The 24,366-nt window shown below is 58.2% G+C and carries 28 protein-coding genes; 19 read left to right on the top strand and 9 right to left on the bottom strand.

The features are described 5' to 3' along the window. Positions 1–16: 16 nt before the first annotated feature. On the bottom strand, positions 17–2,059 hold the full coding sequence (paaZ, locus tag IM295_RS17690; protein ID WP_193067087.1) for a phenylacetic acid degradation bifunctional protein PaaZ: 2,043 nt from the start codon (positions 2,057–2,059) through the stop codon (positions 17–19). Positions 2,060–2,344: 285 nt separating this feature from the next. Between paaZ and paaA the strand changes: the two genes are divergently transcribed. The 13 genes from paaA (at position 2,345) to paaY (ending at position 13,481) form a co-directional block, all read left to right on the top strand. Further along, positions 2,345–3,274, top strand: a complete 930-nt coding sequence (gene paaA, locus IM295_RS17685) for a 1,2-phenylacetyl-CoA epoxidase subunit PaaA (protein ID WP_028013027.1) — start codon at positions 2,345–2,347, stop codon at positions 3,272–3,274. 12 nt (positions 3,275–3,286) lie between these two features. Further along, positions 3,287–3,574, top strand: a complete 288-nt coding sequence (paaB, locus tag IM295_RS17680; RefSeq protein WP_003857353.1) for a 1,2-phenylacetyl-CoA epoxidase subunit PaaB — start codon at positions 3,287–3,289, stop codon at positions 3,572–3,574. An 8-nt stretch (positions 3,575–3,582) separates the two neighbouring features. After that, positions 3,583–4,329, top strand: a complete 747-nt coding sequence (paaC, locus tag IM295_RS17675) for a 1,2-phenylacetyl-CoA epoxidase subunit PaaC (protein ID WP_126326060.1) — start codon at positions 3,583–3,585, stop codon at positions 4,327–4,329. A gap of 11 nt (positions 4,330–4,340) precedes the next feature. Then, on the top strand, positions 4,341–4,838 hold the full coding sequence (paaD, locus tag IM295_RS17670; protein WP_193067086.1) for a 1,2-phenylacetyl-CoA epoxidase subunit PaaD: 498 nt from the start codon (positions 4,341–4,343) through the stop codon (positions 4,836–4,838). A gap of 7 nt (positions 4,839–4,845) precedes the next feature. Next, the gene (gene paaE, locus IM295_RS17665) at positions 4,846–5,916 is read left to right on the top strand and encodes a 1,2-phenylacetyl-CoA epoxidase subunit PaaE (RefSeq protein WP_193067085.1); all 1,071 of its coding nucleotides are present in this window, start codon (positions 4,846–4,848) and stop codon (positions 5,914–5,916) included. Next, a complete protein-coding gene (gene paaF, locus IM295_RS17660) occupies positions 5,913–6,680 on the top strand; it encodes a 2,3-dehydroadipyl-CoA hydratase PaaF (RefSeq protein WP_193067084.1) in 768 nt (255 codons plus the stop codon). Before paaE ends, paaF begins: the two co-directional genes overlap by 4 nt. Next, on the top strand, positions 6,680–7,468 hold the full coding sequence (paaG, locus tag IM295_RS17655; protein WP_126346051.1) for a 2-(1,2-epoxy-1,2-dihydrophenyl)acetyl-CoA isomerase PaaG: 789 nt from the start codon (positions 6,680–6,682) through the stop codon (positions 7,466–7,468). The genes paaF and paaG overlap by 1 nt, the downstream gene beginning before the upstream one ends. A 1-nt stretch (position 7,469) precedes the next feature. Beyond that, positions 7,470–8,894, top strand: a complete 1,425-nt coding sequence (paaH, locus tag IM295_RS17650; RefSeq protein WP_193067083.1) for a 3-hydroxyacyl-CoA dehydrogenase PaaH — start codon at positions 7,470–7,472, stop codon at positions 8,892–8,894. Continuing rightward, positions 8,884–9,306: a hydroxyphenylacetyl-CoA thioesterase PaaI gene (paaI, locus tag IM295_RS17645; RefSeq protein WP_028013034.1), complete on the top strand. Its 423-nt coding sequence runs from the start codon at positions 8,884–8,886 to the stop codon at positions 9,304–9,306. Before paaH ends, paaI begins: the two co-directional genes overlap by 11 nt. After that, on the top strand, positions 9,306–10,511 hold the full coding sequence (gene pcaF, locus IM295_RS17640) for a 3-oxoadipyl-CoA thiolase (RefSeq protein ID WP_193067082.1): 1,206 nt from the start codon (positions 9,306–9,308) through the stop codon (positions 10,509–10,511). Before paaI ends, pcaF begins: the two co-directional genes overlap by 1 nt. Before the next feature lie 27 nt (positions 10,512–10,538). Then, positions 10,539–11,855 (top strand): phenylacetate--CoA ligase PaaK, encoded by a 1,317-nt coding sequence (gene paaK / locus IM295_RS17635; protein WP_041910177.1) that lies wholly within the window; start codon positions 10,539–10,541, stop codon positions 11,853–11,855. Positions 11,856–11,939: 84 nt separating this feature from the next. Beyond that, the gene (paaX, locus tag IM295_RS17630) at positions 11,940–12,875 is read left to right on the top strand and encodes a phenylacetic acid degradation operon negative regulatory protein PaaX (RefSeq protein ID WP_021241337.1); all 936 of its coding nucleotides are present in this window, start codon (positions 11,940–11,942) and stop codon (positions 12,873–12,875) included. Between the two features lie 9 nt (positions 12,876–12,884). Further along, positions 12,885–13,481 carry a phenylacetic acid degradation protein PaaY gene (gene paaY, locus IM295_RS17625; RefSeq protein WP_193067081.1) on the top strand — a complete coding sequence of 199 codons (597 nt, stop codon included), beginning with the start codon at positions 12,885–12,887 and terminating at the stop codon, positions 13,479–13,481. Here paaY and IM295_RS17620 read toward each other — a convergent pair. Next, the gene (locus tag IM295_RS17620) at positions 13,390–14,661 is read right to left on the bottom strand and encodes a serine hydrolase (RefSeq protein WP_193067080.1); all 1,272 of its coding nucleotides are present in this window, start codon (positions 14,659–14,661) and stop codon (positions 13,390–13,392) included. The genes paaY and IM295_RS17620 overlap by 92 nt on opposite strands. 136 nt (positions 14,662–14,797) lie before the next feature. On the opposite strand from IM295_RS17620, the gene IM295_RS17615 reads away from it, so the two are divergent. Next, positions 14,798–15,280: a glutathione peroxidase gene (locus IM295_RS17615; protein ID WP_193067079.1), complete on the top strand. Its 483-nt coding sequence runs from the start codon at positions 14,798–14,800 to the stop codon at positions 15,278–15,280. Positions 15,281–15,397: 117 nt separating this feature from the next. Here IM295_RS17615 and IM295_RS17610 read toward each other — a convergent pair whose 3' ends face one another. After that, the gene (locus IM295_RS17610; protein WP_126346057.1) at positions 15,398–16,189 is read right to left on the bottom strand and encodes a sulfite exporter TauE/SafE family protein; all 792 of its coding nucleotides are present in this window, start codon (positions 16,187–16,189) and stop codon (positions 15,398–15,400) included. A 109-nt stretch (positions 16,190–16,298) separates the two neighbouring features. Here IM295_RS17610 and IM295_RS17605 point away from each other — a divergent pair, with 109 nt between their 5' ends. Next, a complete protein-coding gene (locus tag IM295_RS17605) occupies positions 16,299–17,093 on the top strand; it encodes a helix-turn-helix domain-containing protein (RefSeq protein ID WP_028013041.1) in 795 nt (264 codons plus the stop codon). A gap of 53 nt (positions 17,094–17,146) precedes the next feature. On the opposite strand, the gene IM295_RS17600 is transcribed toward IM295_RS17605, so the two are convergent. Both IM295_RS17600 and IM295_RS17595 read right to left on the bottom strand, forming a co-directional pair. Continuing rightward, positions 17,147–17,767 (bottom strand): LysE family translocator, encoded by a 621-nt coding sequence (locus tag IM295_RS17600; protein WP_045261416.1) that lies wholly within the window; start codon positions 17,765–17,767, stop codon positions 17,147–17,149. A gap of 127 nt (positions 17,768–17,894) precedes the next feature. Then, positions 17,895–18,497 carry an XRE family transcriptional regulator gene (locus tag IM295_RS17595; RefSeq protein ID WP_193067078.1) on the bottom strand — a complete coding sequence of 201 codons (603 nt, stop codon included), beginning with the start codon at positions 18,495–18,497 and terminating at the stop codon, positions 17,895–17,897. Positions 18,498–18,540: 43 nt separating this feature from the next. On the opposite strand from IM295_RS17595, the gene IM295_RS17590 reads away from it, so the two are divergent. Together IM295_RS17590 and IM295_RS17585 are read left to right on the top strand one after the other, a co-directional pair. Continuing rightward, the gene (locus tag IM295_RS17590) at positions 18,541–19,236 is read left to right on the top strand and encodes a B3/4 domain-containing protein (protein WP_088205388.1); all 696 of its coding nucleotides are present in this window, start codon (positions 18,541–18,543) and stop codon (positions 19,234–19,236) included. A 21-nt stretch (positions 19,237–19,257) separates the two neighbouring features. Continuing rightward, positions 19,258–20,151, top strand: coding sequence for a dihydrodipicolinate synthase family protein (locus tag IM295_RS17585; RefSeq protein ID WP_100170350.1), 894 nt, complete (start codon positions 19,258–19,260; stop codon positions 20,149–20,151). A 45-nt stretch (positions 20,152–20,196) separates the two neighbouring features. Here the strand turns inward: IM295_RS17585 and IM295_RS17580 are convergent, their stop codons facing one another. After that, a complete protein-coding gene (locus tag IM295_RS17580) occupies positions 20,197–20,634 on the bottom strand; it encodes a VOC family protein (RefSeq protein WP_193067118.1) in 438 nt (145 codons plus the stop codon). A gap of 186 nt (positions 20,635–20,820) precedes the next feature. Between IM295_RS17580 and IM295_RS17575 the strand changes: the two genes are divergently transcribed. Continuing rightward, positions 20,821–21,747 carry a LysR substrate-binding domain-containing protein gene (locus IM295_RS17575; RefSeq protein WP_193067077.1) on the top strand — a complete coding sequence of 309 codons (927 nt, stop codon included), beginning with the start codon at positions 20,821–20,823 and terminating at the stop codon, positions 21,745–21,747. A 42-nt stretch (positions 21,748–21,789) separates the two neighbouring features. Here IM295_RS17575 and IM295_RS17570 read toward each other — a convergent pair whose 3' ends face one another. Then, positions 21,790–22,260 carry a hypothetical protein gene (locus IM295_RS17570; RefSeq protein ID WP_193067076.1) on the bottom strand — a complete coding sequence of 157 codons (471 nt, stop codon included), beginning with the start codon at positions 22,258–22,260 and terminating at the stop codon, positions 21,790–21,792. Between the two features lie 293 nt (positions 22,261–22,553). On the opposite strand from IM295_RS17570, the gene IM295_RS17565 reads away from it, so the two are divergent. After that, the gene (locus tag IM295_RS17565) at positions 22,554–23,030 is read left to right on the top strand and encodes a WbuC family cupin fold metalloprotein (protein ID WP_193067075.1); all 477 of its coding nucleotides are present in this window, start codon (positions 22,554–22,556) and stop codon (positions 23,028–23,030) included. A 51-nt stretch (positions 23,031–23,081) separates the two neighbouring features. Here IM295_RS17565 and IM295_RS17560 read toward each other — a convergent pair whose 3' ends face one another. Next, positions 23,082–23,681, bottom strand: a complete 600-nt coding sequence (locus IM295_RS17560; protein WP_193067074.1) for an NAD(P)H-dependent oxidoreductase — start codon at positions 23,679–23,681, stop codon at positions 23,082–23,084. 74 nt (positions 23,682–23,755) lie between these two features. After that, positions 23,756–24,349: a TetR/AcrR family transcriptional regulator gene (locus tag IM295_RS17555; protein WP_126326044.1), complete on the bottom strand. Its 594-nt coding sequence runs from the start codon at positions 24,347–24,349 to the stop codon at positions 23,756–23,758. Positions 24,350–24,366: the final 17 nt, after the last annotated feature.

Genomic DNA, 24,366 nt, shown 5'->3' with positions numbered 1-24,366 from the left:
AGGATGAGGGCGAACGTTAGCTGAAATCACCACGCTGGCGCGCCACCAGCGTCAGAATGGAGTAGAGCGCCACGGCCTGCTGGTGCTGGTTGAAAATCTCTACCGCCCATTCCACCACGCCGGTCGGTTTTTCCTCGGCGGTACGCTGTTTCTTCAGCGTTTTGCGCTTGCAGGTCAGACGCACCTGGATGGTGTCGCCCGGCTTGACCGGCTCGATAAAGCGCAGGTTTTCCATGCCGTAGTTGGCAATCACCGGCCCGACGCCTGCATCAACGAACAGTCCCGCCGCGGCGGAGATCAGGAAGTAGCCGTGAACCACGCGCTCGCCAAAGATCGACTCTGCCGCCCCGATCTTGTCCATATGGGCGTAGAAGTGGTCACCGCTCAGGCAGGCAAAATTGACGATGTCCGCCTCCGTCAGCGTGCGGCGCGGCGTCAGCAGGCTGTCGCCCGGCTGCAGTTCCTCAAAGTATTTACGGAACGGATGGACGCGATCTTCCTGCACCGCTGCGCCACGCACCCACTGCTTGCCGATGGCGGCCAGCATCGTCGGGCTGCCTTGAATCGCGGTGCGCTGCAGGTAGTGCTTCACCGCGCGCAGGCCGCCCAGCTCTTCGCCGCCGCCCGCGCGGCCAGGGCCGCCGTGCATTAGCTGAGGAAGCGGGGAGCCGTGGCCGGTAGATTCTTTTGATGATTCTTCGTTAAGGATCTGAATTCGCCCGTGGGCGCGTGCCGCGCCGGCAATAAACTGGCGGGCAATGTTCAGGTCTGCGGTGACAAGCGTCCCCGCCAGGCTGCCGCCGCCCGCGCGGGCAAGCTGCATGGCGTGCTCTGCACTGCGATACGGCATCAGCGTGGCGACCGGGCCGAAGGCTTCGGTATCGTGCACCGCCGGGGTTTCATCCGGCTGCGGGCAGAACAGCAGGGTCGGCGGGAAGAACGCCCCCGCGGCCTGCAAATCCGCTTTGCCGCCCAGACGGATCTGGCAGCCTGCGGCGACCAGCCGATCCACTTTCTCCTGCACGTCTGCGCGCTGTTCAGCGTTGACCAGCGCCCCCATCTTCACCCCTTCCTGCGCCGGGTCGCCCATCACCACCTTTTCCAGACGGGCAATCAGCGCCTGGCTCACGGCATCAACCTGGCTTTGCGGGACGATAATCCGGCGAATGGCGGTACATTTCTGCCCGGCCTTGGCGGTCATTTCGCGGACCACCTCCCGAATGAACAGGGCAAACTCCGGCTGCTCCGGCGTGACGTCTTCACCCAACACGCAGCAGTTCAGGGAGTCGGCTTCCATGGTGAACGGTATCGAATTCGCCACAATATTCGGGTGCACGCGCAGGCTTTGCCCGGTGCTGGCGGAGCCGGTAAAGGTCACCACGTCCTGGCTGTCGAGCTGGTCGAGCAGATCGCCCGCGCCGCCGCAAATCAGGCTGATGGCGCCGTCCGGCACCAGTCCGCTGTCCACGATGGATTTGACCATCGCCTGCGTCACCTGCGCGGTAGCGGTGGCGGGCTTGATGATGGCGGGCATCCCGGCAAGCCAGGTCGGCGCGAGTTTTTCCAGCATTCCCCAGCAGGGGAAGTTGAAGGCGTTGATGTGTACCGCCACGCCGGATTTCGAGGTCAGAACGTGGCGCGCCGCAAAGCCGCCTTCTTTCGACAGGGCGATTAGCTCATCTTCCGGCCACAGCGTGTCGTCCGGCAGCTCGCGGCTGCCCAGGCTGGCGTAAGTGAAGAGGGTGCCGATGCCGCCTTCAATATCGACCCAGCTGTCCGCCTTCGTCGCGCCCGTCTGGGCGGACAGGGCATAAAACGCCTCTTTTTCGCCGAGCAGGTGTTTCGCCACCGCTTTCAGCATGGCGGCACGTTCAATAAAAGTCATGGCGCGCAATGCCTCGCCCCCATGCTCAATGGCATAGCGACGGGCGGCCGCCATGTCCAGCCCTTCGCTGGTCACTTCCCAGAGTGCTTCGCCGCTGATGGCGTGATGAATCGCGCGTTCGCGGCCCCGGCCAGACTGCCAGGTACCGGACAAGAAGCTGGCTAACTGCTGCATCGCTTATCTCCAAATGTTTCGTGATTTCACCATTAATAGTTTGATCGTGAATCATAAAAATCAAGCTGTGTTTTTAATGAATTGTTAACGTTGTGATCTGACTTGCCGAATCGCGTCGCGTATAGGCGCTTTGTAAAAGGCCTGGCGTAAAAGCCTTGCGAGCAGCATCACAAAACCGGGAAACAATTCTTGGGGTTATATTTAACCTTTGTGTAACTTTTACAAAACAAAGTGATTCAACATTTCGCTTTAATTTGCAAACTAACGAATCATAAAGGTGATGACGTGACGCAAGAACAACGGTTTGAGCAGCGCATAGCGCAGGAGACGGCGATTGAGCCTCAGGACTGGATGCCGGAAGCCTACCGTAAAACGCTGATCCGCCAGATTGGTCAGCACGCGCACTCCGAAATTGTCGGCATGCTCCCGGAAGGGAACTGGATAGCCCGCGCGCCGACGCTGCGCCGAAAAGCGATCCTGCTGGCGAAAGTGCAGGACGAAGCCGGACACGGGCTTTACCTCTACAGCGCGGCGGAAACGCTGGGCTGCGCGCGGGAAGACATCTACCAGAAGATGCTCGACGGCAAGATGAAATACTCCTCCATCTTCAACTATCCGACCCTGAGCTGGGCCGATATCGGCGTGATCGGCTGGCTGGTGGACGGGGCGGCCATCGTCAACCAGGTGGCGCTGTGCCGTACCTCCTACGGCCCGTATGCCCGGGCGATGGTGAAAATATGTAAAGAAGAGAGCTTCCACCAGCGTCAGGGTTTTGAAGCCTGCATGGCGCTGGCGCAGGGCAGTGAGGCCCAGCGTCAGATGCTGCAGGACGCCATCAACCGCTTCTGGTGGCCGGCGCTGATGATGTTCGGGCCGAACGACGACAACTCGCCTAACAGCGCCCGCAGCCTGGCCTGGAAAATCAAACGCTTTGGCAACGACGAGCTGCGTCAGCGCTTTGTCGACAACACGGTTCCGCAGGTGGAGATGCTCGGCATGACGGTGCCGGATCCGGACCTGCGTTTTGATGAAGAGAGCGGTCACTACCGCTTCGGCGAGATCGACTGGCAGGAGTTTGACGAGGTCATTAACGGGCGCGGCATCTGTAACCACGAACGTCTGGCCGCGAAACGCAAAGCCTGGGACGACGGGGCGTGGGTGCGGGAAGCCGCGCTGGCGCACGCCGAAAAACAACGTACCCGTCAGGCCGCATAAGAGGAAATAACCATGAGCAATGTCTACTGGCCGCTGTACGAAGTATTCGTACGCAGCAAACAAGGGTTATCCCACCGTCATGTGGGCAGCCTGCATGCCGCCGACGATCGCATGGCGCTGGAAAATGCCCGTGATGCCTACACCCGCCGCAGCGAAGGGTGTTCTATCTGGGTAGTGAAGGCGAGTGAAATTGTGGCCTCCCAGCCGGAAGAGAGCGGCGAGTTCTTCGACCCGGCGGAAAGCAAGGTTTACCGCCATCCGACGTTCTACACCATCCCTGACGGCATCGAGCATATGTGAGGCAAAGAATGAACTCAGTGACTGCCTATGCCCTGCGTCTGGGCGACAACGGTCTGGTGCTCTCCCAGCGTCTCGGCGCCTGGTGCGGCCACGCGCCGGAGCTGGAAATCGACCTCGCGCTCGCCAATATCGGCCTCGACCTGCTGGGGCAGGCGCGCAATTTTCTGACCTATGCCGCGGAATTAGAAGGCCAGGGCGATGAAGACACGCTGGCGTTTGGCCGCGACGAGCGCCAGTTCCGCAACGTCCTGCTGGTGGAGCAGCCGAACGGCAGCTTCGCCGACACGATTGCCCGTCAGTACCTGATGGACGCCTGGAACGTGGCGCTGTACGAACGCCTGACTCAGAGCAGCGACGGCCAGCTTGCTGCCATCGCCGCCAAAGCCATTAAAGAGGCACGCTACCACCTGCGCTTCAGCCGCGGCTGGCTGGTGCGGCTGGGCGACGGGACCGAAACCTCCGCGCAAAATATGCAGCAGGCCATCGACAGCCTGTGGCGGTTTACGGCGGAGCTGTTTGACGCCGATGAGGTCGAGCTTGAGCTGATTGACGCCGGCGTGGCGGTGGATCCGCGAACCCTGCGCCAGCCGTGGGAAAGCGAAGTGTTTGCTGGTCTTAAAGAAGCCTGTCTGCAGGTTCCCGCAGAGGTGGCGTACCGCACCGGGGGCAAGAAGGGGCTTCATACCGAACATCTGGGTCCGATGCTGGCGGAAATGCAGTATCTCCAGCGCGCGTATCCCGGTCAGCAGTGGTAAAGGAGAACGCTATGCAACGCCTCGTCGACATCGCGCCTGCGCAAGTTCCGCAGATCTGGTCGCTGTTAAGCCAGATCCCCGATCCGGAAGTGCCGGTGTTAACCATTACCGATTTAGGCATGGTGCGCAGCGTGAAGGCGCAGGGGGAAGGCTGGGTGATTGGCTTCACGCCCACCTACTCGGGCTGCCCGGCAACGGAACACCTGCTGGGGGCGATCCGCGAGGCGATGACCGCGCACGGCTTTACCCCGGTGCATATCGTGCTTCAGCTAGAACCCGCCTGGACCACCGACTGGATGACCGCCGACGCGCGCGAGCGCCTGCGGGCGTACGGCATCAGCCCGCCCGTGGGGCATAGCTGCCACGCGCACGTCCCGGCAGAGGTGAGCTGCCCGCGCTGCGCCAGCACCGACACCTCCCTTATCAGTGAATTTGGCTCGACGGCCTGCAAAGCGCTCTACCGCTGCAATATCTGCCGCGAGCCCTTCGACTATTTCAAATGTATTTGAGGCTGCCATGACAACGTTTCATTCATTAACAGTGGCAAAAGTGGAACCCGAAACCCGCGACGCGGTAACCATCACCTTCGCGGTGCCGCAGGCGTTGCAGGAGGCCTACCGCTTCCGCCCCGGCCAGCACCTGACCCTGAAAACGACGCTGGGCGAAGACGAGCTGCGCCGCTGCTACTCCATCTGCCGCAGCACCGCGCCGGGTGAGATCAGCGTGGCGGTCAAAGCCATCGACGGTGGGCGCTTTTCCCGCTATGCCCGGGATGAGATCAAAGCGGGCATGGCGCTGGAGGTGATGGTTCCTCAAGGGCAGTTTGGCTACCAGCCGCAGCCTGAACGTGAAGGCCACTACCTGGCAATTGCCGCAGGCTCCGGGATCACCCCGATGCTGGCGATTATCTCCGCCACGCTTTCGCTCGAATCCAACAGCCATTTCACCCTGATCTACGGCAACCGCAGCAGCCAGAGCATGATGTTCCGCCAGGCGCTGGCGGACCTGAAGGACAAATACCCGCAGCGGCTGCAGCTGGTCTCCATCTTCAGCCAGGAGCGGCTGGACAGCGACCTGCTCTTTGGCCGCATCGACGGGGAAAAGCTGCAGGCGCTGGCGAAAACCCTGATCAACTTCCGCCAGTATGACGAGGCCTTCATCTGCGGTCCGTCGGCGATGATGGACGACGCCGAAGCGACGCTGAAAGCGCTGGGGATGCCGGAAAAATCCATTCACCTTGAGCGCTTTAACACCTCCGGAATCACCGTTAAGCGCGCGGCGCACGTGCAGGCGGAAGGGCAGAAAGTGACCGTGCGCCAGGACGGGCGCGACCGTGAAATCACCCTGACGGCGGACGACGAAAGCATTCTTGATGCCGCCCTGCGGCAGGGGGCGGATCTTCCGTATGCCTGCAAGGGCGGCGTGTGCGCCACCTGCAAATGCAAAGTGCTGCGCGGCAAGGTGGACATGGCAACCAACTACAGCCTGGAGCCGGACGAGCTGGCCGCCGGGTACGTACTGAGCTGTCAGTCGCTGCCGTTAACCGCCGACGTGATTGTCGACTTTGACGCGAAGGGGATGGCATGAGCGAACTGATTGTTACCCGTCATGGCCGCGTGCTGCAGCTGACGCTGAACCGTCCGGCGGCGCGCAACGCCCTTAACAATGCGCTGCTGGCGCAGCTTGCGGAACAGCTTGAGGCTGCCGCCGTGGATGCCGACATCGCCGTCTGCGTGATTTACGGCAGCGAGCGCTGCTTTGCCGCCGGGGCCGATCTCAACGAAATGGCGGAGAAGGACCTGCCCGCCACCCTGAATGATATCCGCCCGCAGCTATGGGCGCGCATTAACGCGTTTAACAAACCGCTGATTGCTGCCGTGAACGGCTTCGCGCTGGGCGCAGGCTGCGAGCTGGCGTTGCTGTGCGACGTGATCATTGCTGGCGATAACGCCCGTTTCGGCCTGCCGGAAATCACGCTGGGCATCATGCCCGGCGCGGGCGGCACCCAGCGTCTTATCCGCAGCGTCGGTAAATCCCTGGCCAGCAAAATGGTGCTGACCGGCGAGAGCATTACCGCAGAGCAGGCGCTGAGCGCCGGGCTGGTGAGCGATCTCTTCCCGGCGTCTCTGACACTGGAGTACGCCCTGAAGCAGGCGGTGCTGATGGCGCGCCACTCTCCGCTTGCGCTGCAGGCGGCGAAGCAGGCGCTGCGCCAGTCGCAGGAGGTGCCGCTGCAGGCCGGGCTCGCCCAGGAGCGCCAGCTGTTTACGCTGCTTTCCGCCACCGAAGACCGCCGGGAAGGTATCTACGCCTTCTTACAAAAACGCACCCCCGACTTTAAAGGACGCTAATTGTGGAATTTATTCTCAGTCACGTAGAACAGGGCGTAATGACCATTACGCTGAACCGTCCGGAGCGTCTGAACAGCTTTAACGACGTGATGCACCAGCAGCTTGCCGATTGCCTGAAGCAGGCCGAGCGCGATGACGCCATCCGCTGCCTGCTGATCACCGGGGCAGGACGCGGGTTCTGCGCCGGTCAGGATCTGAACGACCGTAACGTCGACCCCAACGGCCCGGCGCCGGATCTGGGGATGTCCGTGGAAACCTTCTACAACCCGCTGGTGCGCCGCCTGGCAAAGCTGCCGAAGCCGGTCATCTGCGCGGTTAACGGGGTGGCGGCTGGCGCGGGAGCTACGCTGGCGCTCGGTTGTGACATGGTGATTGCCGCCCGGTCGGCCAACTTCGTGATGGCCTTCAGCAAGCTCGGCCTGGTGCCGGACTGCGGCGGCACGTGGCTGCTGCCGCGCGTGGCCGGACGCGCCCGCGCCATGGGGCTGGCGCTGCTCGGGGACAAACTCAGCGCCGAGCAGGCGCAGGCGTGGGGGATGATCTGGCAGGTGGTGGACGACGACCAGCTCTCCGCCACGGCGCAGCAGATGGCGCTGCACTTTGCCTCGCAGCCGACCTTCGGCCTGGGCCTGATCAAGCTGGCGATCAATGCTGCGGAAACCAACACCCTCGACGCGCAGCTTGACCTGGAGCGCGACTATCAGCGTCTGGCCGGTCGCAGCGACGACTACCGCGAGGGCGTCAGCGCTTTCCTCGCGAAGCGCGCGCCTAACTTTACGGGGAAATAAGATGCTCAACATACGGACTGTCGCCGTGATTGGCAGCGGCACGATGGGCGCGGGGATTGCAGAAGTAGCGGCCAGCCACGGGCATCAGGTGCTGCTCTACGATATTTCCAGCGATGCGATATCCCGCGCTATCGACGGGATCCGCCAGCGTCTGGTCTCCCGGGTGACGCGCGGAAAACTCTCCGCCGATGCCGGGAGCCAGATCCTCGCCCGGCTGCTTCCCGTCACGGATATCGACGCGCTCTCCGCGGCCGAACTGGTGATTGAAGCGGCCTCGGAACGGCTGGAGGTTAAAAAGGCGCTGTTTTCGCAGCTGGCGGAAATCTGCCCGCCGCAGACGGTGCTGACCAGCAATACCTCTTCGATCTCCGTCACGGCGATTGCTGCGGACATCCACCATCCTGAGCGCGTCGCCGGACTGCATTTCTTCAACCCGGCGCCGGTCATGAAGCTGGTAGAGGTGGTGAGCGGGCTGGCAACCTCCCCGGAAGTGGCCGACGCGCTGTGCGAGCTGGCGCTGAACTGGGGCAAGCAGCCCGTGCGCTGCCAGTCAACGCCGGGGTTCATTGTCAACCGCGTCGCGCGTCCGTTCTATTCCGAGGCCTGGCGCGCGCTGGAAGAGCAGGTGGCCGCGCCGGAGGTGATTGACGCCGCCCTGCGCGAAGGCGGCGGCTTCCCGATGGGCCCGCTGGAGCTGACCGACATGATTGGTCAGGACGTGAACTTCGCGGTGACCTGCTCGGTATTTAACGCCTTCTGGCAGGAGCGTCGTTTTCTGCCCTCGCTGGTGCAGCAGGAGCTGGTACTGGCTGGCAGGCTGGGCAAAAAAAGCGGGAAGGGCGTTTATGACTGGCAGGGCGACAGGCCCGGGGTGCGCTGGGCTGATACCGTGAACGACAGCTACAGCCCGATGCGCGTGGAAAAAAGACGTAACGGTGTCACGGAAATTGATGATGTGTACTTGATTGAAACGCAGGGCGAAACCGCGCAGGCGCTGGCGCTGCGGCTCAACGGGCCGGTGGTTGTAGTAGACCGCATCGAGCGCGACGTCGCGGTCATCGCCGCAGCCGCCAGCAACCCGCATACGGCGACGCAAAAGGCCATCCGCTACCTCCAGCAGCAGGGGCTTCGGGTGGTGCAGATTGCCGATTATCCCGGCCTGCTGGTCTGGCGCACGGTGGCGATGATTGCCAACGAAGCGCTGGATGCTCTGCAAAAAGGGGTCGCCAGCGAGAAGGACATCGATACCGCCATGCGCCTGGGCGTCAACTACCCGAGCGGGCCGATCGCCTGGGGCGAGCGTCTGGGCTGGCAGCGCCTGCTGACGCTGCTGGAGAACCTGCAGCGTCATTACGGCGAGGAACGCTATCGCCCCTGTTCCCTGCTGCGCCAGCGCGCGCTTCTGGAGAGTAGCTATGAGTCATAACGCCTGGCACAACGCCCGCGCCATGTACGAACGGGACGCCTGCGCGCAGGCGATGGGGATGGACATTGTCGATATGGACGACGGCTACGCGGTGGTGTCCATGACCATCACCCCGCAGATGCTCAACGGCCACCAAACCTGCCACGGCGGACAGCTGTTTTCGCTGGCAGACACCGCCTTTGCCTACGCCTGCAACAGTCAGGGGCTGGCGGCGGTGGCCTCCGGCTGCTCGATTGATTTTCTGCGTCCGGGCTTTGCCGGGGACACGCTCACCGCCACCGCGCGGGTCAAGCATCAGGGCAGGCTGACCGGCGTGTACGACATTGAAATTCAGAACCAGCAACAGAAAACCGTCGCCCTTTTTCGCGGAAAATCTCACCGCATCGGCGGCAATGTGACAGGAGAGGCCTGATGCGTGACGCATTTATTTGTGATGGCGTTCGAACCCCGGTGGGGCGCTATGGCGGGGCGCTTTCCGCCGTTCGGACTGACGATCTCGGTGCCGTGCCGCTCCGCGCGCTGCTGGCACGCTATCCGCAGCTCGATCTGGAGCGGATTGACGACGTGATCTTCGGCTGCGCGAACCAGGCGGGTGAAGATAACCGCAACGTGGCGCGTATGTCGTCGCTGCTGGCCGGGCTGCCGCAGACGGTGTCCGGAACCACCATTAACCGCCTGTGCGGGTCGGGGCTGGACGCGATTGGTTTTGCCGCACGCGCCATTAAGGCGGGCGACGGCGACCTGCTGATTGCGGGCGGCGTGGAGTCCATGTCCCGCGCGCCGTTTGTGATGGGCAAAGCCACCGCCGCGTTCCAGCGACAGGCGGAGATCTTCGATACCACCATCGGCTGGCGATTTGTGAATCCGCTCATGCATCAGCAATTCGGAACTGACAGCATGCCGGAAACGGCAGAGAATGTAGCTGAATTGTTAAATATCAGCCGTGCCGATCAGGACGCGTTCGCGCTGCGCAGCCAGCAGCGTACCGCGCAGGCGCAGCAGAACGGCATTCTGGCGCAGGAGATTGTGTCGGTGCAGGTGCCGGGGAAAAAAGGGGCGGTCAACGAGTTCAGCGAGGATGAACATCCCCGCGCGGACACCACGCTTGAGCAGCTTGCCGGGCTAAAAACGCCGTTCCGCAGGAACGGGGTGGTCACGGCGGGAAATGCCTCCGGCGTCAACGACGGCGCAGCGGCGCTGATCGTCGCCAGCGAGCAGATGGCGCTGGCGCAGGGGCTGGTCCCGCGCACGCGGATCGTGGCGATGGCGACGGCAGGCGTGGAGCCACGTCTGATGGGGCTCGGTCCGGTCCCGGCCACGCGCAAGGTGCTGGAGCGCGTCGGACTCAGCATTAACGAGATGGACGTGATCGAGCTTAACGAAGCTTTCGCCGCGCAGGCGCTGGGCGTGCTGCGTCAGCTGGGATTGCCGGATGATGCCGCGCACGTCAACCCGAACGGTGGCGCGATAGCGATTGGTCACCCGCTGGGGATGAGCGGCGCCAGACTGGCGCTGGCCGCGAGTAATGAACTGCACCGACGCGGCGGGCGCTACGCGCTGTGTACGATGTGCATCGGTGTGGGTCAGGGCATTGCCATGATCCTTGAGCGTGTTTGAGCATAAAAACAATGTGAGTACCCTACAATGACAAATACAACAAAGCTTGATCCGATTGAAACGGCCTCCCTTGACGAACTGCAGGCGCTGCAGACCGCGCGTCTGAAATGGACGCTGCACCACGCCTATAACAACGTGCCGATGTACAAACGCAAGTTTGACGCTGCGGGCGTTCACCCTGACGATTTCAACGAGCTGGCGGATATTCGCAAATTCCCGTGCACCACCAAGCAGGACCTGCGGGACAACTACCCGTTTGATACCTTTGCCGTGCCGATGGAGCAGGTGGTGCGCATTCACGCGTCATCCGGCACCACCGGCAAACCGACGGTTGTCGGCTACACGCAGGGCGACATCGACAACTGGGCCAACCTGGTGGCGCGCTCCCTGCGCGCGGCGGGCGGCAGCGCGAAGGACAAAATTCACGTGGCCTATGGCTATGGCCTGTTTACCGGCGGGCTGGGCGCGCACTACGGCGCCGAGCGTTTGGGGGCGACGGTGATCCCGATGTCCGGCGGCCAGACAGAGAAACAGGCGCAGCTGATCCGTGATTTCCAGCCGGACATGATCATGGTGACACCGTCCTACTGCCTCAACCTGATTGAGGAGCTGGAGCGCCAGATGGGCGGCGACGCCAGCACCTGCTCCCTGCGCGTTGGCGTTTTCGGCGCGGAGCCGTGGACACAGGCCATGCGTCGCGAAATCGAAAAACGCTTAGGCATTACGGCGCTGGATATTTATGGCCTCTCCGAGGTGATGGGGCCGGGCGTGGCGATGGAGTGTATCGAAACCGCCGACGGCCCAACCATCTGGGAAGATCATTTCTACCCGGAGATCGTCAACCCGAACGACGGCACGCCGCTGGATGACGGTCAGCAGGGCGAACTGCTGTTCACCACGCTGACCAAAGAGGCGCTGCCGGTGATCCGCTACCGCACCCGCGACCTGACGCGTCTGCTGCCGGCAACCGCTCGCAGCATGCGCCGTATGGACCGGATCGGCGGCCGCAGCGACGATATGCTGATCATCCGCGGCGTCAACGTTTTCCCGTCGCAGCTGGAAGAGGAGATCGTGAAGTTCGAACACCTTTCTCCGCACTATCAGCTGGAGGTGAACCGTCGTGGGCATCTTGATTCACTTTCCGTGAAGGTGGAGCTGAAAGAGAGCAGCTTAACGCTGACGCACGAGCAGCGTTGCCAGGTGTGCCACCAGCTGCGCCACCGCATAAAGTCGATGGTCGGGATTTCCACCGACGTGATGATTGTGAACTGCGGCAGCATCCCGCGCTCGGAGGGGAAAGCCTGCCGGGTGTTTGATCTGCGTAAAGTTGCGGCGAACGGTTAAAACACCTGGCCCTCTCCCCTTTGGGGAGAGGGCCAGGGTGAGGGGCTTATGCTATGATTCATCCAGGACAAAAATAACAACAGAATGAATCACATGAATAAACTCGACGCCTTTATCCAGCACGCGGTCAGCTCGGTTCCCGTCAGCGGAACGTCGCTTATCTCCTCGTTATACGGTGACGCGCTTTCCCACCGCGGCGGCGAGATTTGGCTCGGCAGCCTGGCCGCCTTGCTGGAAGGCATGGGATTTGGCGAGCGCTTCGTGCGCACCGCGCTGTTTCGCCTCAACAAAGAGGGCTGGCTGGACGTCTCCCGCATCGGGCGGCGCAGCTTTTACCGCCTGAGCGATAAGGGGCTGCGGCTGACGCGTCGCGCGGAGAATAAGATCTATCGCGCAGAGCTGCCCGCCTGGGACGGAAAATGGCTGCTGCTGCTCTCCGAAGGGCTGGATAAAACTACGCTCGCGGATGTGAAAAAACAGCTCATCTGGCAAGGATTTGGCACGCTGGCACCGAGCCTGATGGCCTCGCCGTCCCAGCATCTGGCGGATGTGCAGTCCCTGCTTCACGATGCCGGCGTGGCGGAAAACGTGATCTTCTTCGAAGCCCACTCGCCGCTGGCGCTCTCCCGCGCCGCGCTGCGTTCGCGGGTGGAAGAGTGCTGGCAGTTAACCGAGCAAAACGCGATGTACGAGTCGTTTATCAACTCGTTCCGCCCGCTGCTGCCGCTGCTGAAAGAGGCCGCGCCGGAGGAGCTTACGCCTGAACGCTGCTTCCAGATCCAGCTGCTGCTGATTCACTTTTATCGCCGCGTGGTGCTGAAAGACCCACTGTTGCCGGAGGAGTTACTGCCCGCGCACTGGGCGGGGCAAAGCGCCCGACAGCTCTGCATTAATATCTATCAGCGTGTCGCGCCGGGGGCGCTGGCGTTTGTCAGCGAGAAGGGCGAAACCTCCGTGGGCGAACTGCCCGTGCCCGGCACGCTCTACTATCAACGCTTTGGTGGTCTTACAAGCGCATAAGGAGTGAAGATGCCAGTTTATCAAATTGACGGTCTGACGCCGGTGGTACCTGACGAGAGCTATGTTCACCCAACGGCGGTGCTGATTGGCGACGTAATTCTGGGTAAAGGCGTTTATGTTGGCCCTAATGCCAGCCTGCGCGGTGATTTTGGCCGTATCGTGGTGAAAGATGGCGCGAACATTCAGGATAATTGCGTGATGCACGGTTTCCCGGAGCAGGACACGGTGGTGGAGGAGGAGGGGCATATCGGCCACAGCGCCATCCTGCACGGCTGCATCATCCGCCGCAACGCGCTGGTGGGTATGAACGCGGTGGTGATGGACGGGGCAGTGATTGGTGAAAACAGCATCGTCGGCGCGGCGGCGTTCGTAAAGGCGAAAGCGGAGATGCCTGCCAACCACTTGATTATCGGCAGCCCGGCCAAAGCGATTCGCGAGCTGAGCGAGCAGGAGATGGCGTGGAAGCGGCAGGGCACGCGGGAGTATCAGGTGCTGGTGGAGCGCTGCAAGCTAACTATGCACCAGGTTGAGCCGCTGCGCGAGGCTGAGCCTGACCGGAAACGGCTGGCGTTTGACGAGACCTTAAGGCCGAAGTCGGCGATGTAGGGGTAAGGCCGTCTTTTTTCGCCATATCCATCAGTAGCGCGATGCCAATATAGTTGCTCCAGTTAAAGATATTCTGCAGCACCACCACCGCATTGCCTTTCTCTTTGTCATAGCCGATGAAGCTGGAGTAGCCGCCGATATAGCCGACCTGATAGGTGATTTTTTCCAGACCGATAAAGTCGGTGGTCCAGGCAATGCCCTGCACCCCGTCGGGGCGTTGAATATCGGTATTTCTGACTTCGTCAAAGACGCTGTCCAGCAAGGGATTGTGTGTCGTAGAGACGTGATAGCGGGCATAGGCCGCCAAATCTTCGGCGTTACTGTACAGGCTTGCCGCCGCCACCATGTTGTTGGAAAAATGCCAGTCTGGCGTCAGCTGCCCGCGCGGGATGAATTTTGGCTGATCGCCCGCGTGGCCGAGCGCCCGCTGGGGGTATCCTTTGAGCTTCTGGGGCGTAAAGCTGCTGTTAACCATGTGCAGCGGACGGAAAATATAGCGCGAGGCTAAACTCTGAATATCTTCGCCGGTTTTGTGCTTCAGGATATAGCCAATCAGGGCGTAGCCGGTATTGGAGTATTGCGGCGTTTTATCTCTCGGCGCGCGCCAGTTCGCCAGATAACGCAGCACGTTATCGCTGTCCAGTTCACCGTAGAAATTATCACCCGTGCCTAAGTAGCGGATGAATTTTCCGAGCATCGGAACGTCCATATTCTGGCGCGGAAGGCCGGAGGTGTGGGTTACCAGCTCCAGCAGGGTGATTTTTTGTGCATCCTTACTTAGCGGCGTTCCCGGCGGTAGCAATGTCGCCAGGCTGTCGTTCCAGTTCAGTTGCCCCTCACTCACCAGACAGGCCACCACTTCCGCCGTGATCCCTTTGCTGAGCGAGCCGAGCGCAAACAGGGTATCGGGCCTGACCGGGTAGCGGTTGACTGCATCGGTAACGCCCCAGGTGTAAAACTGAGGCGAGCCGTGATTATGGATTACCGCGACCGTCATTCCTGGAACAGACTTTTGCGCCATGTAGTGACGCACCACGCTGTCAACGTCGCCATCCAGCGATTCATGGGTGAGGAGTTCCTGGGTACCTTCCGGGGAGGACATTTGCGAGAGCGTGCCACAACCGCTGAGGAATGGGATAGCAAGCAGAAGCCAGCGAATTTTTTTTGTGATGTTCTGCATACCTGATAGCGAGTGTGGTGGTCATTGGCGCGGCGGGAATGTATCACACTTAGCCTGTTTGAATGTAAACTTTCTGTACGGAGGCCGCCGCGTGGGTGGTCATAGCAGCTTTTCGGCCTGCTTTGAGGATTTCAGCATGACACGCTTTCATCAGCTTACCGCCACCCGCCTGGATGGCAGTCTTATCTCAATGGCCGACTATGCGGGGAAGGTGGTTTTGGTCGTCAATACCGCCAGCCAGTGCGGCTTTACGCCCCAGTATGCGGGTCTCGAAGCGCTATACAAGAAATACGCCGAACAAGGGTTAGTGGTGCTGGGCTTCCCCTGCAACCAGTTCGGTAAGCAGGAACCCGGCGACGCCGATGAAATCTCAAAGACCTGTTACATTAACTACGGCGTCAGTTTTCCCATGTTCGGGAAAGTTGAGGTCAATGGGGCCGCAGCACATCCGATGTTTCGTTATCTGAAAAGCGAATTGCCTGGCGTGCTGGGTGGTCGGATCAAGTGGAACTTTACTAAGTTTCTGATCGGACGCGACGGTAAGCCGCTCAAGCGTTTTGCACCGATGACGACGCCAGAGAAAATGGAGGGGGCAATTGTTGCGGCACTGGGAAGGTGAGTGTTTTTGTCGCCAGAGCCATCCATTTGCCGGATATAGCCGAAATTCATTATGTCCGCTCTGTGCCAGAAGCGGACGTTGGTACAGGTAGCCCAGTAGTCGCCGCGATGGATGGGTTTACTGGAGCAGCATCGCCAGTAGCACCAGGCACAGCAGTATTACATAGATTCGTGCGTGCCATATGTCAGGTAAAGCAGGTATAACCCTACGGCTAAAAACTATTCCAGCCCAGCCCGTCAGTACCAACAGGCCTAAAATTTTCAGGCTGATAAAACCGAGAAATCCGCTCACCGGAATATTTTGCCAACCAATGACCGCATACGTCACGGCACCACACAGCGCGACAGGCAGAGAAAGCGGGTTAGAAGCGCTAATACATTCACCCATCGCATAGCCGTGTCGCCGTAATAATGGCACTGTCATCACGCTGCCACCCACGCCCAGCAATGCGGCTATCATGCCGATGATCACTCCGCCGCCCGTTACCACAGAAAGTGACAAGCGACGCGGGGAACTGCGGCTAAAAAAACCTTTGCGCAACAAACAATCGCCAATGGTTACCAGCATATAAAGAATGAACAGTGCGCGAACAATATTCTCGCTGAAGACTCCCGCCAGACAGGAACCCACGACAGCCCCGATGGCGATAAACCATAATAATGGGAACAATGTCTGCGCTGAAAGTTTGCCGGCGCGCCAGTTTCGGTAGCTGACCCAGCCCGCGTTAAATATCATCACCGCCGTTGAGGTAGCAACCGCGATATGCATGGCGTTTCCTGCCAGCTCAGACTGCCGCAGCATCAGTTGATAAACAAATGGCACCACGACAAAACCGCCCCCAAAACCAAAGAGCACCGTGGTGATACCGGTAGTAAAGCCTGCCAGTGCAATAATTGCGATATCGTTCAAAAGAATATCCCCGACCTGAAAATGAGCGAGCAGCTTATACCGGTAGCATCCTGCTTCCCATTTGCGCAGCGCTCAATTACCTTTGTAAATCGTTCAGACGGAGACCGGTGTGCGCAACGTAAAAATTGAAGATGTCGATAAGCTCGATCGTGAAGTGGTGGCGTTAGGCAATGACTATGCGCAGGGATTTATACTGCCACAACACCAACATCGCCGCGCGCAGCTGCTGTATGGCGCAACGGGTCTCATGTACGTCTCAACCTGTAACGGAGAGTGGGTTGTTCCCCCACAACATGCAGTATGGATCCCACCCGAAACCCCTCACGCTGTCCGGTTTGTAGGTGTGACCACGCGTAGCTTATATATTGAACCAACATGCGTGACGGGATCGATTAAGTATCGACACTGTAAGGTGATCAGCGTATCGCCATTGTTACGTCAGTTGTTGCTTGATGCTGTGGATTTGCCGCTGATGTATGACAGCGCACGCGACCGTGCACTGGTAAATCTGCTGTTACTGGAACTGGCGGAAATGCCGGTTCGCGAATTCGATATTCCGCTGCCACAACATCCGGCTCTGTTGGCTCTTTGTCAGGCGTTTTTACTTAACCCCTCAATCCACGATCCTGCTGAGCGCTGGGCCAGTACGCTGTTTATGAGCGCCAGTACCTTTCGTCGACTTTTCTTACGGCAAACCGGCATGTCATTTTCTGCATGGCGACAGCGAGCCTGTGTCGTCAGTGCACTGACGTTGCTGATAACAGGTAAACCGGTGAATGAAGTGGCTCTCACTCTCGGATACGACAATGCATCATCTTTCGCCACGATGTTCCGCCGTGTCACGGGACAGCCGCCTTCGTATTATCGGCTTGATTTCAAAAGCTTCACAGGGCACCGTTCATAACGTCAGTTATGTGACCACAGCGGACGTTCTGAGCTGTGTTAGCGTTAATCAGGTTATCTTGTGCTGAGTGCAAGTTTAGCCGCAAAGCACAAAAACAATCCTCCTGTAGCTCTGTCCATTCCCCTGACAACACTGCTTTTCTTCAGTATGGCTGATGCAAAGTGCGTGGATAAAATGAGCGTGACTGACCACATTGTCCCTATTGCGACATGAATGCTGACAAGTATAAAAGTCCATACAAAAGGGGAATGCCCGGCAGGTATGAATTGAGGTAAAAAAGAGACATAGAAAATACCCATTTTAGGATTGAGTACATTTCCCAGCATTCCTTTTATAAACCAGTTCCCCGCTGAAGGATTAACGCCATCGCCGTGATTGAAAGATGAACGTGGCCGCCTCAGCAGTTGTAAACCCAGCCAGCAAAGGTAAGTCGCACCACAAATTTTCAGCATGGTATAAGCGAGCTCTGACACCGCCAGCAGCGCTCCCAGTCCCAGCGCAACAAGTGCGCCCCAGATAAAACAGCCAGTATCAATTCCAAGAGCTGCCTGAAAAGCCTTCTTTCCACCTTCAGCACATGCCGTTCGTAGAATGAGTGCCGTATCCAGGCCCGGAGTAAGGGTGAGCAGTAGTGCAGCGAGAGAGAAGGCAAGGAGAGAATCAGTAACAGACATTTTCTTTATCCGAAAGAGTGGATGTTACCCCCTTACTTTGCGCCAATCAATTAGACAAAGGCAGTTATGTGAATAAATTGTAAATTGCTTTAATGAGACAAGCCCTGCTGGCATACCGGGCTACAACTCAGGACGCTTTCTCATGCACTGTCATGATGAATACCAATGGGTCCTTCTCCCGGTTTTCATAGAAATGAGGAACGTCCGTTCTGGCAGTTGCCGAACAGCCAGTTTTTATCTGATACACGTGATCCTGTACGCCGAGTGTGAGCGTGCCCGACTGAACATAAAACAGTTCAAGCGTTCCTTCCGCGTGGCCGGGTGACGCAAACTTTTCCCCGGGCTGCATTTCCCACATCCAGAGCTCGGTCATATCAGGGCCACCCGATCCTGCGAGCAATCTTGCTCTCCCGCCTGTTTCACCTGTCCACAATTCTGGGATCTCATCTTCAGCAATGAGATGCACGGTCGGTTTGGCACTGACATCCACAAAATCAGCCACCGAAACCCCCATCGCGGCAGCCAGGCGACATAACAGGGCAATGCTGGGATTCGCCCGGCATCCTTCTATCTCAACCAACGCTCCCTTACTTACACCCGCCTGACGCGAGAGTTCATCAAGGGAGATTTTCTTTTGCTTACGATACAGTTTAATTCGCTGCGATACGGCTTCATTCACGGAGCTGGCGATCGAATTTGCATCGGTCATTAAATTGACTTTTTTGGTCATTGGTCATTATCATGGAATAAATTGGTCATTACAGGATTATCACGTGTTAACAGTATCTCCGTCAATTTCTCCTGAAATTTATCGTATTGCTCCCGGTTTTCGGGCGCTCAGTATCCGCGTAAAAGCTGCGCCAGTGCTTAATCCCGGCACTGGAGAAACGGCGCTGCGAGAAGCCTGTGAGGCGGTTCTGGCCGGTGAGCCTGCCTGGGCGGAATCTCATCTGGCGGCATGGGCCGACGTTTTTCAAAAATTTGGGGCTAAACCTAAACGCACCCCTTGCTCAGCGGATGCGTTACGCAAGCGCGTCTTACGTGACGGAACGATGCCAGCGCTCGATCCTGTCGTTGATCTTTATAATGCCGTCAGTCTCCGCTATGCCGTTCCGGTTGGTGGAGAGGATCTCTCTGCCTATCAGGGGGCGCCGCGTCTGACTGTGGCAAAAGGAACAGAACCTTTTGATACGGTCAAAGAGGGAGAGACCACCGTTGAGTATCCTTCACAAGGTGAGGTTATCTGGTGTGATGATATCGGCGTGACCTGCCGTCGCTGGAACTGGCGACAGGGGATCAGAACCCGCTTAGGCGTGGAAGCGCAGCAAATGTGGTTCATTCTGGAGAGTCTCCCGCAGATGCCGCTGGAGACGCTTCACGAAGCCGGAAAAATGCTGACCGACGGCCTGGAAAAAATGATGCCCGGTCTGTGGTTTGACGTTGCTCTCATCGAAGAACAACAGCAGTAATATCCTTCAGGAGAAACATGTATGTTTACCGGCTTGTCGGCATTTCCATTAACCCCAGTCACCGCCAGCGGCGTGGATGAAAAGGGTTTCAGCCATATCCTTTCTCGTCTTACAGACGCTCGGGTTGATTCTATGGGCATCCTGGGGTCAACCGGAAGCTACGCCTATCTGACCCGGGAGCAGCGCAAGCGCGTAGCAACGCTGGCCAAACAGCATGCAGGCAACATCCCCATGATGGTGTGTGTGGGAGCGGTCAGTACCGATGCCATTCTGCATCTGGCAGATGATGCACAGGCCGCTGGTGCAAATGCGCTGTTACTCCCGGCGGTCAGCTACCAGCCACTCCGTGACGAAGAAGTCTTCACACTCTTTGAGACCGTTACCCGGCACGTATCTGTACCGGTGTGTATCTATGATAATCCGGGCACGACGCATTTTACCTTTACGGATGAACTCCACGGTCGTCTCTCATCACTTGAGGGTGTTCGCTCGGTCAAGATCCCTGGCGTCCCGAATAGCCCCGCTGCAGCAACTGAGCGGGTGAAGGCGTTACGTCAACATCTGAACCCTGGCGTAACAATCGGTATCAGTGGCGACGCTTATGCGGGACTGGGATTAAACGCCGGTTGTGAAGTGTGGTATTCCGTGTGTGGCGGTCTGTTCCCTGAGATGGCGAAACAAATCACTGAAGCCGCGGCGGCAAACGATCGTCAACGCGTTACAGCCCTGACAACCCGCCTTGAGCCATTGTGGTCGCTGTTCCGTAAACATGGCGGCAGTATTCGCGTTATTGCCGCTGCTGCTGGCGTGCTTGGTCTTACCGACATGGATTGCCTGCCTCGCCCTCTGCAACCATTGTCAGCTGGCGACATCGCGGATATTGCCCATGTGATAAGCACGCTGGAGCTGAAGTGATCTCCGCAGGACTGGGTGTCTACCGGTCCTTACAGCAAAATTTTATTATTGAAGTGACTCTTCTTCGCCTGATAGCTTATCTGCATCAGGAGAATAATGCTGGCAAACGCACGCCAGTTTATGTCCGTCAGGATCGCGCAGATAGGCAACATAAAAGTCGGGGCCGTAGGCGGTTCGTGTACCGGGCACGCCTTCATTTTTCCCACCCGCACGGAGGCCCGCTGCATGGAAGCGTCTGACAATGTCCGAGTTATCTGCTCTGAAAGCGAACATTGTCCCGTTTCCCGCCGTCGCGGATTGCTGGTCAAAAGGAGGACAAATGCAGAAGCTAAATTCGTCATCCGGATGATTTTCGTTTCCCCACATTGCCCAGCTATCAGTCCAGGCGGGCAGACGTGTATAGCCCAGCACGTTAAAAATAGCGTCATAAAAGTTCACGGCGCGCTGAAAGTCATTTGTCCCAATCGTGATATAAGCCAGCACTTTAAACATCCTCTTTTCCGTCAGTCTGAACAGAGATTATCGCAAAGTAGCTATCTTCACCACCACCCAGGCCAGGATCATCGGCATGCCTCAGCAGGAAGCCTCGGCGATAAAAAATGTTGGCTGACGTCATCGTGTGCCGATAATACAAAAACTGTATGATTACACCTTCCAAAAAGGGAATGTATGTCTTTACCGCCACTGTATGCGCTGCGCGCGTTCGAAGTTGCCGCACGGCTGAACTCGTTCAGCAAAGCGGCTGAAGTCCTGAATATCACGCCGGGGGCGGTCAGCAGGCATGTCCGCACGCTTGAGATGTGGTTCGACTGCGAGCTGTTTAAACGGCAGGGACCGAGAGTGGAGGTCAGCGACGCCGGGCGTATTCTGGCCGGGCAGCTTAGCGAAAGTTTCTCGAATATTGAGTGGGCCTGTCGCGCATTCAAAAGTGAAAACCACCTTCTGCGCCTCAAGGCCCCCAGCACCCTGACGATGCGATGGCTTCTCAATGTGCTTAAATCCTTTCGGGAGAATCATGCGAAGCCGAAAATCGAAATCGCCAGCGTCTGGATGGACTTCGACACGGTTGACTTCAGCCGCGAGCCCTACGATTGTGCGATCCTCCTTGGTAACGGCTATTTCGGCGAGTCAACGGAGAGCAGGCTACTGTTCAGCGAATGGCTTATTCCGGTTTGTACGCCGTCTTTGCTGAAGTCTGCCCGGCATCAGCTTCCTGAGTGCGATCTTATTCATCCGTCACCGGACCGACGGGACTGGAAGCGCTGGCTGAAAAGGACGGGCTTATTCCCCGGCCTCGACATGAGCGGTGGGATCGTGTTCGACACCCTGGAGCAGGGAAGCCTTGCGGCCATGCACGGACACGGCGTGGCGATGGCCGATCTCCGGCTCACGCTCGACGCGCTGAAAAGCGGCCTGCTCGCGCTGCCCTTCCGGGAGGCGATAGCAACAGGGGACGGTTACTATCTTGTCTGGCCGAAAAATTCGCTCAGAGGACAGAGTATTGAACGGTTGCTGGCCTGGCTTAACCTTAATTCGCCGGTCGTTCCTTCGCTGGATATCCTCTGTCTTGAGTATAATGAAAAGCGGCTGTCTTAAATTAAACAGGATATTCCTTACGGACTATCCTGTTTAATAAGTTTACGCGTAGGGTATATTCGCCATCTTTTTATATCTTTCCGGCAGTGCGCTATTCAGGTTAAGTAATTTATCCAGAATATAAAGCGCTGGCGTCCCCTTTGCGCGCTCTTCGTCGATCAGCGAAGAACGTAGCACATTTGCAGCCGAGGTCATTTTACGAAAATACTCTTCTGATTCCGGCGTCTGTACTTCACCGGACTCGGCGTAACGCACCCGTGGCCAGTCCGCGAAGTCAGGCTGGGGGAAAAGTCTGTCGTCTTTTGTAATATGTGCTGAGAGTAGCTCCTCGGCATTGCCGGGAGCGTTCTGGGCAAATGAGAGCAGGTGCAGTCGATGTATAAATGGCGAAAGCGCTTCTGAACGATGACTTTCTGAGGAAAGTAAGGTGATTAGCGCAGGTATTTTTTCACCAGCGGTGCTTTTTTCTGGTGAGAGGGTTTTCATTAAATGGAATAAAACATCGAGTGTCATAGGTGCTCCATATCCGCACATTATTATTTATTGTTTTTACGTCGCTATCTGTTTTTGACAGCGGTATACCAGGGGTAAATGGATGGTATTTCAGTGCGGTTATGTTTGAAAAACGATAAATAGTTGGCATTAATGTGAGTTTTACTCAATGTGGCGCTCTGGGCTCCAACATTGCAGATCCTCTCACGGCAGCGTTTTGTTTCACAAATGCCTTAGCTTATCGGCTTTTCAGGATGGTATAACGTCGTGCAGCAATCGGCTTGCCGTTAATCGCCACATTCTCAAAGGCTTATATGAAACAAATTACTTTTAGTGACCTGCAGCAGCAAAGCGAGCAGGCCGCACATTCTCCTCGCTTACGCGCACACCGTAATTTACACCCTGACCTGAGCGATCCGGTGCAGCGCCTGGCCATTGCAATGGAACCCGGTACCTATGTCCGCCCCCATCGCCATCCGCACACGTTTGAACTGCTGACGGCGCTGAGCGGCCGCTTTCTGGTGCTGAATTTTGACGACAGCGAAAACGTGACCCGGCGCGTGGTGTTAGGCGAAGAGTGTAAAGTCCTGGAGATGGATGCCGGAACCTGGCATGCCGTGCTGTCGCTGGATAAAGGCGGCGTCATTTTTGAGGTAAAACACGGGGCGTATCAGCCCGTGCCTGAGCACGATACCGCCCCGTGGTCGCCTGCTGAGAACGCGCCAGGTACTGTAGAGTTGATGAAATGGTACGCCCAGGCGCAGGTGGGTGATAGGCGTTTTACCCTGTAATTTTCCTGTAGTGTTCCCGGCGCGCAGGAAAGCGCGCCAGCACCGTATGGTTTACTGGATGCCGCCGAGTCTTTGCAGGAATTCCTCAACCTGCTCAGGCGTAGCCGTGTCTGCCTGGTAAAGGATTTCGAGCTTAACGTTCTTCAACCCGCAGAAGCCAAATACCCCTTCGATTATCTGCGTCTGAATCGCCGTCGAATAGCCGTGTTTGTCGAACCCCGTAAGATCGCTACCGCCGGTGGCAATCAGGCGGACGGGAACATCACGCAAGTTGCCCACAATCCGGCCGTCGTCGGCCACCTTATACGCCCAGTTCAGGGTTAACACGCGATCGAACCAGCCTTTCAACAGCGCGGGAACCGACCACCAGTACACCGGGAAGACGAATACCAGCATATCCGCGCGCTCGACGCGCTTTTGCTCGCGCAGAATATCGTCGGGGAGGGCGCTCGGATCGCCGTGATACAAATCGAGATCGGCGCGGGTCATCGCCGGATTAAACCCTTCAGCATGCAGATCGGCGATCTCAATCTGCGTACCTTCCTCGCGTAATTTCCCGGCAATACGAGCTGCCAGCGTATGGGACAACGAATTGTCGATCGGGTGTGCCGTCACGATCAGCGCGTTTTTAATGGCATGGGTTGCAGACATAGCGACCTCCAAATGGGGGAGAAGTGATGCCTATGTTACTATTGGTAATTTAGGTGTCAATCCGCCCCCGGCGATCATTTTGTGCTATTCGCGTAGGTCTCCAGCACCCCGGTCATGGCGCCGCAGAGCATATCTTCTGCCACATTCCGGGCGAGCACGCCGTTGCCCGCCGAGGTGCTGAGGGCCTCCGCCGCGCCAATGATGGCCGTCAGTACCGCTTCTCCCTGAACGCCTTTTAAGACGATAAAAGGAGAAAGCGCGGTGCGCAGGCAGTCGGCGCATTCGGCCACGCATGCTTCCCGAAACGTCTGCAGCGCGCGAGAACCGGACAGCGCCGCGACGATTGGCCCGGTTTCAGGTCCGGCGGCAATGGCACAGTCGATATAGGCCGCGCTGAAAAAGCGGATCGTCTTCTCCAGCGTTTTGCTGTCCACCGCCAGCGTCTCCCTGAATTTCGCCAGCTGCCGATCGCTATAGTCCTGATACAGTGCCATCAGTAGCCCCTCACGATCGCCAAAGTGGTCGTAGGGGATAGGCTTGGTCACGTTAGCCCGTTCTGCCAGATAGCCAAGGGTCAACGCCTCCGTGCCTTGCTGACGCACGATCCCTCGCGCAACCTCCAGCAGCTGCACGCGGCGGTCCTCTTTTCTTAAGCGCTTAACAACCATGCTTGCCTCAGGTCAGT

The sequence above is a fragment of the Enterobacter cloacae complex sp. P14RS genome (assembly GCF_014895895.1).
Taxonomy (GTDB): domain Bacteria; phylum Pseudomonadota; class Gammaproteobacteria; order Enterobacterales; family Enterobacteriaceae; genus Enterobacter; species Enterobacter bugandensis.
This window is presented reverse-complemented; position numbering and strand designations above follow the sequence as displayed.